Origin of the sequence: Robiginitalea sp., assembly GCF_049588695.1 — a bacterium.
Classification (GTDB): Bacteria; Bacteroidota; Bacteroidia; order Flavobacteriales; family Flavobacteriaceae; genus Robiginitalea.
This window is the reverse complement of record NZ_JBAVZJ010000220.1, coordinates 1-10,877: the sequence shown is the minus strand read 5'-3', so window position 1 is coordinate 10,877 and position 10,877 is coordinate 1. Positions and strand designations below refer to the sequence as shown.

Annotated in this window: 13 protein-coding genes; 8 read left to right on the top strand and 5 right to left on the bottom strand. The window is 51.0% G+C overall.

Translation table 11 applies throughout. From position 1 onward, the window contains the following. The 6 genes from WBV75_RS05315 to argH all read left to right on the top strand — a co-directional run. On the top strand, positions 1-270 hold a 270-nt coding region (locus WBV75_RS05315; protein ID WP_424119604.1), incomplete at its 5' end, for a pyrroline-5-carboxylate reductase family protein. A gap of 2 nt (positions 271-272) precedes the next feature. Next, positions 273-1,400 (top strand): aspartate aminotransferase family protein, encoded by a 1,128-nt coding sequence (locus tag WBV75_RS05310; protein WP_424119603.1) that lies wholly within the window; start codon positions 273-275, stop codon positions 1,398-1,400. Then, positions 1,397-2,335 carry an acetylornithine carbamoyltransferase gene (locus WBV75_RS05305; RefSeq protein ID WP_424119602.1) on the top strand — a complete coding sequence of 313 codons (939 nt, stop codon included), beginning with the start codon at positions 1,397-1,399 and terminating at the stop codon, positions 2,333-2,335. Before WBV75_RS05310 ends, WBV75_RS05305 begins: the two co-directional genes overlap by 4 nt. A gap of 12 nt (positions 2,336-2,347) precedes the next feature. Further along, the gene (gene argB / locus WBV75_RS05300) at positions 2,348-3,130 is read left to right on the top strand and encodes an acetylglutamate kinase (RefSeq protein ID WP_424119601.1); all 783 of its coding nucleotides are present in this window, start codon (positions 2,348-2,350) and stop codon (positions 3,128-3,130) included. Further along, on the top strand, positions 3,130-4,209 hold the full coding sequence (locus tag WBV75_RS05295) for a M20/M25/M40 family metallo-hydrolase (RefSeq protein WP_424119600.1): 1,080 nt from the start codon (positions 3,130-3,132) through the stop codon (positions 4,207-4,209). The genes argB and WBV75_RS05295 overlap by 1 nt, the downstream gene beginning before the upstream one ends. Before the next feature lie 88 nt (positions 4,210-4,297). Then, positions 4,298-5,584, top strand: coding sequence for an argininosuccinate lyase (gene argH / locus WBV75_RS05290; RefSeq protein ID WP_424119599.1), 1,287 nt, complete (start codon positions 4,298-4,300; stop codon positions 5,582-5,584). 5 nt (positions 5,585-5,589) lie between these two features. On the opposite strand, the gene WBV75_RS05285 is transcribed toward argH, so the two are convergent. Further along, positions 5,590-6,234, bottom strand: a complete 645-nt coding sequence (locus WBV75_RS05285; protein WP_424119605.1) for a pseudouridine synthase — start codon at positions 6,232-6,234, stop codon at positions 5,590-5,592. On the opposite strand from WBV75_RS05285, the gene WBV75_RS05280 reads away from it, so the two are divergent. Both WBV75_RS05280 and WBV75_RS05275 read left to right on the top strand, forming a co-directional pair. Continuing rightward, positions 6,209-6,412 carry a hypothetical protein gene (locus WBV75_RS05280; protein ID WP_424119607.1) on the top strand — a complete coding sequence of 68 codons (204 nt, stop codon included), beginning with the start codon at positions 6,209-6,211 and terminating at the stop codon, positions 6,410-6,412. The genes WBV75_RS05285 and WBV75_RS05280 overlap by 26 nt on opposite strands. 13 nt (positions 6,413-6,425) lie before the next feature. Continuing rightward, positions 6,426-6,680, top strand: coding sequence for a hypothetical protein (locus tag WBV75_RS05275; protein WP_424119606.1), 255 nt, complete (start codon positions 6,426-6,428; stop codon positions 6,678-6,680). Positions 6,681-6,993: 313 nt separating this feature from the next. On the opposite strand, the gene WBV75_RS05270 is transcribed toward WBV75_RS05275, so the two are convergent. The 4 genes from WBV75_RS05270 to WBV75_RS05255 form a co-directional block, all read right to left on the bottom strand. Continuing rightward, complete coding sequence (locus tag WBV75_RS05270) at positions 6,994-7,956, bottom strand: carbon-nitrogen hydrolase family protein (RefSeq protein WP_424119598.1); 963 nt, start codon at positions 7,954-7,956, stop codon at positions 6,994-6,996. Further along, positions 7,953-8,858, bottom strand: coding sequence for a geranylgeranylglycerol-phosphate geranylgeranyltransferase (locus WBV75_RS05265; protein ID WP_424119597.1), 906 nt, complete (start codon positions 8,856-8,858; stop codon positions 7,953-7,955). Before WBV75_RS05265 ends, WBV75_RS05270 begins: the two co-directional genes overlap by 4 nt. A gap of 11 nt (positions 8,859-8,869) precedes the next feature. Beyond that, entirely contained in the window at positions 8,870-9,808 is a 939-nt protein-coding gene (locus WBV75_RS05260) for a mevalonate kinase family protein (protein WP_424119596.1), read from the bottom strand. A 62-nt stretch (positions 9,809-9,870) separates the two neighbouring features. Further along, on the bottom strand, positions 9,871-10,877 hold a 1,007-nt coding region (locus tag WBV75_RS05255), incomplete at its 5' end, for a diphosphomevalonate/mevalonate 3,5-bisphosphate decarboxylase family protein (protein WP_424119595.1).

Here is a 10,877-nt window from a genome sequence, read left to right as displayed (position 1 = left end):
CGCCTGATCCGGGCGACTACCCAGGGTGCAATTCAATTGGGGTTCGATGCGGGGCAGGCCCAGGAGCTCGCTATGCATACCTGCCGGGGAGCGGCCGAGCTCCTCATTCAATCCGGAAGTCATCCGGAAGCGGAAATCGACCGGGTTACCACACCTATGGGATGCACAATTGAAGGACTTAATGAAATGGAACATCAGGGGCTCAGTGCCTCCCTGATCCGTGGTATTGTAACCTCCTTTGATAAAATCTCTGACTTTAGAAAAGGGTGACCATGGAACTCTTCGACGTCTATCCCAGGTTTAATATCACTCCCGTCTCAGCAAAAGGATGCTGGGTCACGGATGTAAAAGGAGACCGGTATCTGGATTTGTACGGGGGGCACGCCGTGATCTCCATCGGGCATTCACACCCGCAATACGTGCGAAATCTGAAAAACCAGCTGGATAAAATAGCTTTTTACAGCAACTCGGTGCAGAATCCCCTTCAGGAAGAACTCGCAGCGCACCTGGGGCGGGCTTCCGGCCTGGAAGCCTATCAGCTATTTTTGTGCAACTCGGGGGCCGAAGCCAATGAAAATGCCCTAAAACTCGCCTCATTCCACACCGGGAAATCGAAGGTTATCGCTTTTAAAAACAGTTTTCACGGCCGGACTTCAGCCGCCGTGGCTGCCACTGATAATCCCTCTATCATCTCCCGCCTCAATGCGCTCCACCAGGTTATCTTTCTACCGTTGAACGATGTAGCTGCCCTGGAAAATGCCCTGAATAAAAAGGACATCAGTGCCGTGATACTCGAGCCTATTCAGGGGGTAGGAGGTTTGGAGATGGCGGAGGCCTCGTTTATGGAAGAAACCGCCCGTCTTTGCCGGGAACACCAGGCCGTCTTTATTGCCGACGAAGTACAAAGCGGTTTCGGCCGTACCGGTGCATTCTTTGCCTTTCAGCACAGCGAAGCCGCACCTGGAATTATCACTATGGCCAAAGGGATGGGAAATGGCTTTCCCACCGGAGGGGTTCTTATTCATCCGGATATAGAATCCCGGGCAGGATTGCTGGGCACGACCTTCGGAGGCAACCACCTGGCGTGCGTTGCAACCCTCACCGTCCTGAACGTTCTGGAACAAGAGCAGCTGCTCCCTCACGCCACACAAATGGAAGTTGTTTTCCGCACCCTGGCCGAAGGGATTCCCGGATTGAAACAAGTGAGGGGCAAAGGGCTGATGCTCGGTCTTGAAATGGACTTTCAAGTGGCTGAGCTGCGAAAAAAATTACTCTATACCCATCGTATTTTTACCGGAAATTCAAAAAACAAAAACCTCCTTCGCATCCTGCCCCCACTGAATATTGAGGAGAAAGACCTGGAACTTTTCTTCCATGCCCTGAAAAAGGAACTCTTATGAAACATTTCCTCAGTACAGACGATATTGATTCCCTTCCCGAATGGCTTAAGAAAGGAAGGACGCTTGCCCCGGGCAGCGGAACACCTGAACAGCCGGGCCTGGGCAAAACCCTCTGCCTTCTTTTTTTTAACAACAGCCTCCGTACCCGACTAAGCACTCAAAAAGCGGCGCGCTTACTGGGCCTGGAAGTCCTGGTGATGAATTTTGGAGCAGAAGGCTGGAACCTGGAATTAGAGGACGGAACGATTATGGATGGGGGGGCCGCCGAACATATTGCCGAAGCTGCTGCAGTCGTTGGGCAATATGCAGACTTGATCGGTGTCCGGGCTTTTGCCGGTCTTTCAGACAGAACATTGGATTCAGCCGAAGGCATACTCCATGGGTTTGTGAAGTATGCAGGGGTACCCATACTCAATATGGAAAGTGCCACGGGACATCCTTTACAGGCCCTGGCCGATGCACTCACTATTGCGGAAACCACCAAAAAGACCACTCCAAAAGTAGTGTTGTCGTGGGCACCCCATCCCCGGGCGTTGCCCCAGGCGGTACCGAATTCCTTTGTACGGATCATGCAAAGGATGCCCGTGGACCTGGTGATCACCCATCCAAAAGGGTATGGACTCGACGCGAATCTGGTGGGAGCTTACGAGCCCGTTTACGACCAAAAGAAAGCATTGGATGGAGCAGACTATGTATATGTAAAAAACTGGAGCAGTGTACAGGAATACGGTCGGGTTTTGAATCGGGATCCCGGTTGGATGATGACGGCTGAAAAACTCGGGGAGGCGCAATTTATGCACTGCCTGCCCGTCAGGCGGAACATGGTCGTGGAAGACGCCGTTCTCGATGGCCCCCAGTCCCTGGTCCTCAAACAGGCTGCCAACCGGACCCTCTCAGCACAGCTGGCCCTGACGCACCTTTTGGATGTCCAATAAATCCCCGGTAAAATGGTGAAACAGAAAATAGGAATCATAAAAATTGGAGGGGCGTTTTTAGAAGATGAAAAACTTCTGGAAACCTTCTATTCGGCTTTTGCATCCATGGAAGGATTAAAGGTCCTCGTCCACGGCGGGGGAAAGCGCGCCAGTAAACTCAGTATAGATTTGGGTATTACCCCCCAAATGGTCCATGGACGGCGCATTACGGACGCGAAAAGCCTGGAAGTCGTCACCATGGTTTATGCCGGATGGGCCAACAAGACCTTGGTGGCCGGCCTGCAGGGGCGGGGATGCAATGCCTTGGGACTTAGTGGGGCAGATGCCAATCTGATACGGGCCCTCAAACGACCGGCCTCAGATATAGACTATGGCCTGGTCGGTGATGTGGAACGGGTAGATGCCGATGGGCTGAGCACCCTGCTAAACGCGGGATTCACCCCGGTCTTCTGCGCACTGACCCACGACGGAAGAGGGCAGCTACTCAATACAAATGCAGACTCCATTGCCGCTGATTTGGCCATGGGGCTCAGCCCCCTATATGAAGTAAAACTAGTCTACTGCTTTGAAAAACAGGGGGTGCTACGCGATGTAAGTGACCCGGAAAGCGTCATACCCCGAATCGATCCTGACCATTTTAAAACACTCCAAAAAGAAGGAGCCATTTCGGAGGGGATGATTCCTAAATTGTTTAATAGTTTTAGGGCCTTGCAGGCAGGGGTGGACCAGGTTTATATCGGTCCTGTTTCCCTTCTGTCCGGGCAGGCGCCTAAATCCACTCAAATACACTTATAATGTCTTTGGAATCCCTGACTTCAGACGCACTGGAACTCCTTAAGAACCTGATAACAACCCCTTCGTTCTCCGGGGAGGAAGACGAAACAGCCGCCTTAATCCGCAAATGGCTGGAATCCCGCGACATCCCCTGTGAGCAAATCGGCAACAACATCATTGCCAAAAATGCATATTTTACCCCCGGAAAACCCACGCTGTTACTGAACTCCCACCACGATACCGTCCGGCCCAACAAAGGGTATACCCGGGACCCCTTTAAACCCACTGAGGAGGAGGGAAAACTATACGGCCTGGGCAGTAATGATGCGGGAGGTTGCCTGGTCTCCCTACTCGCCTGCTTTGCGTATTGGCATAAACAGGCAGACCTTTCGCACAATTTACTTATGGTGGCTTCTGCAGAAGAAGAAAATTCAGGTCCGAACAGCCTTAGGGGCATACTGCAGGATTTGCCGCACATTGATGTAGCCATAGTAGGCGAACCCACTGAGATGCACCTGGCCATTGCCGAAAAAGGACTGGTGGTTTTTGACGCCACTGTAACCGGAACGCCTTCTCATGCGGCCCACCCCAATGCGGATAACGCCATTTACAACACCATAGCCGTGCTGGAATGGTTCAGGAATTACAGCTTCCCCAAAGTCTCCGAAACCCTTGGGGAGGTTAAACTGACCGTCACACAAATCGATGGTGGAAAACAACACAATGCGGTACCGGCCCATGTGGATCTTGTCCTGGATGTTCGCGTAAATGATTGTTATACCAATGCGGAAATTGCGGAACTTCTCCAGCAGGAAGCCCCCTGTCCCTTGCGTCCCCGCTCCCTGCGCCTGAATTCATCTTCCATTGATCCGGGGCATCCCCTGGTGCTCGGCGGGAAGGCGCTCGGACGAAAGACATATGGCTCCCCCACCCTTTCGGACCAGGCAGCCCTGAGTTGCCCCTCCCTGAAAATGGGTCCGGGTCTCAGCCTTCGCTCCCATTCGGCGGATGAATTTGTAGAGGTTAAGGAGGTCGTGGAGGGTATTGCCATTTATGTCGACCTGCTCGAGCGATTCCTCAAACCTGAAAGATTTGGGTAACTTCGTCTATACATAGAAAGCTTTGGACCTGAAAGTGAGATAGGGCCGTGACAGAGCTGAAATCGAAGAGAAACATAATACCTTTTTTATGAAACTATGGGACAAGGGGAGCACCCCGGATGAGCTAATGGATCTGTTCACCGTTGGCAATGACAGGGAACTGGACCAGATTTTGGTGCGATATGATCTGATCGCCTCGCGGGCCCACGCCGAAATGCTCGGGCGCATTGGGATTCTTTCTGCATCCGAAACCGAAGCGCTGACTAAAACGCTGGACACTATGCTGGAAGAAGTGGAAGCCGGGAAGTTTTCCATTGCTCCGCCTTTTGAGGATATGCACTCCAAGATTGAATTTGAACTCACGGAGCGTTTAGGCGAAGCCGGCAAAAAAATCCATACCGCCCGTTCGAGGAACGATCAGATTCTTGTGGCCTTACAGTTGTATCTGAAAGACTCCATCACCGGTTTTCACGATCAAATCCGGGCCCTGTTCGACTTGCTCCTCGAGCTTGCAGAGCGACATAAAGATATTCTCCTGCCCGGGTATACACATCTTCAGGTCGCCATGCCTTCTTCTTTCGGCCTCTGGTTTTCGGCCTATGCCGAGAGTCTTATCGATGATGTTTACATGCTCCGGGCGGCCTTTCAGGTAGCCGATCAGAATCCCCTGGGCAGCGCTGCCGGGTACGGGAGTTCCTTTCCTATAGACCGGGATTTTACAACATCCCGGATGGGTTTCGGCACCCAGAAATTCAACGTGGTTGCCGCCCAGATGGGCCGGGGAAAGGCAGAGCGCCTGGCGGCCATGGCGATGGCATCAGTAGCCGGAACGCTTGGGAAAATGGCCATGGATATCTGCCTCTACATGAATCAGAACTTCGGCTTTATTTCCTTTCCCGAAGAACTCACAACAGGGAGCAGTATCATGCCCCACAAAAAAAACCCCGACCTTTTTGAACTGGTCAGGGCAAAATGTAACATTATCCAGGGGTTGCCCAATCAATTGAGCCTGCTCACCACGAACCTGCCCAGTGGATACCACAGGGATCTTCAGATGACCAAACCCCTCCTGCTGCCTGCAGTTGAGGAATTGAAGTCCTGCCTGGAAATTACCCTGAGCAGCCTGGGAAGAATAGAGGTGAATCCGGACATCCTCGAAGATCCCATTTACAATTATCTCTTCAGTGTGGACAGTATGGATAGTATGATTCAAAAAGGTATTTCCTTCCGGGAAGCCTATCGAAAGATGGCCGCCCAGATTGCATCAGGCACCTATATCCCCGAAAAACAATTAAAGCATACACATAAAGGGAGCCTGGGAAATCTCTGCCTGGATGAGATCAGAAGTAAAATGGACAGTGCCTGGGCAACTTAAATCTCTCAGGAAATCGTCATTCCCAGGTTGATCACTTCCTGTGGCGTTAAATGCCTCCAGTGACCCCGGGGAAGGTCTTTTTTGGTCAGTCCTGCCAGGACTACCCGATCCAGTTTCACAACCTGATACCCCAGGTGTTCGAAGATGCGACGTACGATGCGGTTGCGTCCGCTGTGCAATTGTATCCCTACTTCTCGCTTGGAGGTCCCGTCGATATAACTCACCTCATCTACTTCAATCAGGCCATCGTCGAGTTCCAGACCTTTGCGTATCTGGGAAAGGTCACCCGCCTTTAAATTGGCATCGAGTTCCACGTGGTAGATTTTGCGTACCCCGTGTTTGGGATGCGTGAGTTTCTTGGCCAGGTCCCCGTCATTGGTAAAGAGTAAGAGTCCAGTGGTATTGCGATCCAGACGGCCGACCGGTAATAGGCGGGAAGCACTGGCCCGTGTAATGAGTTCCATAACGGTCCGCCTGCCTTTTTCATCTTTAGTCGTGGTGATAAAATTTTTGGGTTTGTTCAGCAGGACGTATTCTTTCTTTTCCCGCTGCAACAAGCGCCCGTCAAAACGCACTTCATCCGTGAGGTCTACCTTGTAACCCATTTCGGAAACAACCTTGCCATTGACCGTTACACTACCCGCCGCAATATATGTGTCTGCCTCCCTTCGGGAACAAACCCCGGCATTGGCAATGTACCTGTTGAGTCGGATCTTTCCGGGTTCCGAGCTCGATGCTTTGGCGGCACCTGAGGGTCGCTTCCGGAATGTGGGCTTTTTCGAAGGGTCCCATGATCCCGGGCGCCGATCCTCCCCGGACCGCTTCTGAAACCCTCCTGGTTTTGAGGCATCCGAAAACCGCGAGCCCGAACCTCTCGGGGCGGACCTCCTGGAATCAGATCCCCGGGTATTTGAACTTCTGGAATCAGAACTTCTGGAATCAGAGCTCCGCGAGGATGAACGTTTGGAATCTGAACTTCTCGAATCTGAACCACGCGAAGAGGAACCCCTTGCATCCGAACCCCTGGAATCTGAGCCTCGGGAACCAGAACCTTTATATTCGGAACTACGGGAATCCGAGCCTCGGGAACGCTTGAAGTCTGAACTTCTAGAACCCGAACCCCGCGATGTTGAACTCCTAGAATCTGAATCACGCGAAGACCGCCGGACAGCAGCATCGCGATTGGAGGCGGAACTGCGGGAAGTAGTGCCCCGGGCAGGTCGCCGCACTGAAGCATCCGATTTTGAGTAATCCTTTGATGAGGATCGACTGGAAGACCCTTTGGAAGTGCCTGAAGCAGCCTTTCTTGCAGGGCCCTTTTTACTGGAATACGTACCGGATTTTTTTTCTGCAGGCTTTTTGCCCTTCCCAGAATCGGAGTTGCTCATATCGAGGTTTCGGCAAAGGTATTAAATGTCAGCTTCTCCAAAGCCTAAAATCGTCTGCCGGGAGCGATCGAGGACCAATCGCGTGACATCCGGGCGGCTATAGTGCCCTGAGGGATCAAAATTCTGACGCTCCCCGAACACCCTCCCCAGTGAAATATCTGCCACCATAACGCCTTCGATACCGATTTGCGGTTCCAGGACCCACTCCCCGTCGGGCCCGGCAATACAAGAGCCCCCGTTAGCCAGCATGGCCGGGGTCTTCTCGATAAAATCGCTCAGATGGGGTGTGTTTGAAGGAAAGTCCTCCCGACGCATCAGGGCTGAGGCAGAAATCACATAACTCCGCGATTCCCTGGCGATAAAACGCGTAATGTCCCGGGTATTAAAATCACTCCCGGGCCAAACAGCAATATGCACATTTTCACCCTGGGCGTAGAGGGAAGCGCGAACCAGCGGCATCCAATTCTCCCAACAATTCAATCCCCCGACCTGAAAACCCTTTATTGGATGTACCTGTAAACCGTGTCCATCCCCGGGCGCCCAGGTCAGGCGTTCATCATAGGTGGGTTGTAATTTCCGATGGACAGAACACAAGCCCCTGGAAGCGTCAATATAGGCGAGAGAACAGTACAGGCTGTGACCGCCCCTGTCCTGTGGGCGTTCCACGATGCCCAGATATACGGAAATCCCGAGGGCCGAAGCCTGAGCAACAATCGGATCCAGATCTCCATTTTCCGGATCCACAGCATTGTGGAGGTAATGGGCATGAAGCGCCTTGTTTGCCGGAACTTCCCAGGCTGCCCCATCCATATACGCCAGCCAGAAAGGATACCCCGGCCAGAAGGCTTCTCCAAAGACTAGCAATTCTACGCCCTTGTCCGCAGCCTCTTTGAGGGCCTTCTCAATCACCTCAAGAGTACCTTTTTTATCCAGCCATTTTGGAGCGTACTGGGCTATGCCCACCCGAAGTGTGTTGGATTTCATAAGAGACGATTTATGAGCAGGTCAATATCAATCAGTAAAATACTGATTACCCCGGAAACAATAATAAACCTTAGAATGTTGTGGAGCCAAACAAACTGCTTCTTGGAATTCGACCTCCAGAGTAAGATCAAAAAAACAATGAGTAGCACACTTGTGGCACTAAAATACAAATACATATAGCCGACGTCAAAGTAGGTGATCAACAAACCTGCAGGGACCAGTGCCAGCAGTACCAGGAGGGTAATACAACGCTTAGAAAATGGGGTGCCATAACGAACGGCAATCGTCTGGTAATCCTGTGCAATATCCCCCGCAAGGTTTTCCATGTCTTTTATCAGTTCCCGACTGAGAATAATCAGAAAAAGGAAGAGCGCATGGACGAAGATTACGGGATCGAAATTCCGGTAGTACACGAAGATGGCAAAGAAAGGCGTTATGGCCAGTAAGGCCGATACGATATTTCCCAAAAAAGGAATCTTCTTCAGACGGTGGGAATAGAACCAAATGGCGAAAACATAGGCCGCAAAAAAAAGGGCCGCCCGGAAGGAGACATAACTAGCCAGTAAAACCCCGAGAAAATTAAGGACAAAATAAGCGTAGATTTTAGTCCGCTGGCTCACCAACCTGTCCAGCATGGTTTTGTGGGGCTTATTGATCAGATCTTTTTCAGAGTCGTAAAAACTATTGATAATATACCCCCCCGCAATGACCAGGGCAGAAGAGAGCACAATGACAAAGAGATTTAAATCGAGGACTACCTCCGCCCACGGCAGATCGGGGGACATAATAAATGTAGCCGCAAGGTATTGTGCCAGGGCAATGACCAGGATATTGTACCCTCTGACGATAGAAATGAGACTCAGTGCCTTTAACAGTAGCAATCTGGTCTTACGGGAAAACATGGGAGAGATGTTTAGAAGTTGTAAACCACCTCTAAACGATGTCCTTTAAGGGCTTTGCGTGCTTTGTCCAGATCTTCGGTAAAACCAAGGATGTACCCTCCACCTCCGGACCCACACAATTTTAAGTAATACGAATTCGATTCGATGCCTTGTTTCCACAACTGGTGAAATTCCTGAGGAATCATCGGACTGAAATGGTTGAGTACTACGTGAGACAACTTCTTGATATTGCCAAAAAGGGACTTGACATTTCCGCTGATAAAATCCTCCACACAGGCATCGGTATAACGGATAAATTGATTTTTCAGGACCTTTCGAAACCCTTCCTGCTTCATCTGCTCCATAAAAATCTGGACCATTGGAGCCGTTTCACCTACCGTACCGCTATCTAAAAGGAAAACAGCTCCTTTTCCATCCGGATTCTGGGTGGGAATACTCGTGGATTCAATATTATCCTGGGAATTGATCAGGATGGGCAGACTCAGGTAGCTGTTTAAGGGATCCAGACCCGAGGATTTCCCGTGAAAGAAAGACTCCATACGACCAAATATTGCTTTGAGCCGAAGAAGTTTCTCCCGGGTGAGGTTCTCCAAAACAGTGATCTTATCCTTTCCGTACCGATCGTAAATAGCCGCTACAAGTGCCCCGCTGCTGCCAACACCATATCCCTGGGGAATAGAACTGTCAAAAAACATGCCTTCTCCGATGTCTGTATGCAAGGTCTCCAGGTCAAAGGAAACCAGGTCTGGTGATTCGGCCTGCATTTGTTCGAGATAGGCGGTGAATTTTTTGAGGTTCCGGTTGGACTCCAGAGCCTTACCCTCAAGATGTGCTGATTTTTTCAGAGCGCCTTTAAAGAAATTGTACGGGATTGAAAGCCCACGGGAATCCTTTATGATCCCATATTCTCCGAAGAGAAGGATCTTGGAATAAAACAACGGTCCTTTCATATGCGATTTTGACGGTCTGGAACAAAAATAGGAAACTTTCTTCTAAAGGTAGTGTTAAACCTTTAAAGGCGCAGAGCGCCGGGGCCTACCTGATCCCGAAGATACTGCCCATCCTGGCAATACGACAACAGTTCCTCTTTGATAAACGCACTGACGACTTCCTTATTTTCCTCCGGATAGAGTAAATGCACATTGGCACCGGCATCGAGCGTAAAACAAACGGGGGTGCCGGTCTCCCTTCTATATGTCCAGATACGGTTGATAATCTCCAGTGTCCCGGGTTTCATCAGGATAAAGTAGGGACTGCTACTCATCATCATGGCGTGGAGACTCAGTGCCTCAGACTCTACCAGGCTTATAAAGGCCTGGAGGTCCCCCTCCTGCAATACAGGCCGAAGTCCGTCCAGATGCTGTCGGGCCTGGTCAAATCGGGAATTCGCAAAGGGATGTCCCTGCATCAGGCCGTGCCCCACAGTACTGCTGACCTGTTTTTCTCCTTTATCGACAAGTAAAATTGTATCCTGGAACGACCTGAAAACCGAATGGACTTCGAATGGATAAGGAATGCCGTATAGATCTGAGCTTCCCGGTATGGACTCTTGTTTTCCCCACTCGACCAGTCCTCCCTCAATACTGCGGGCCGCAGAGCCCGAACCCAATCGTGCCAGGAAGGAAGCTTTCTTTTTAAACATGTCCGCTTTGAGGTCCGGATACATAGTGCGTTCCAAATCCATCAAACAGAGGGAAAGCGCCGCCATACCGCTGGCAGACGAGGCTATTCCACTACTATGCGGAAAGGTGTTTTCCGTCCGGATCTCTAATTCATAGGCCCCCAGAAATGGCTGATAAACGCTGATACGTTCAAAAAACGTACTGATTTTATCCGCAAAGTGGGGAGCTTCCACCCCGTCGAGATAAATTCGGAATGTGGGAACCCTGGACGGAACGCTTATCCTCCGGTATTTCAACGTAGTCCGGGTAGCCGAGGTATCCAGGGTAAAACTCACCGACGGATTTGTCGGCAGCTGGCCAGGCCGCTTTCCCCAGTATTTCACAAGGGCAATATTGC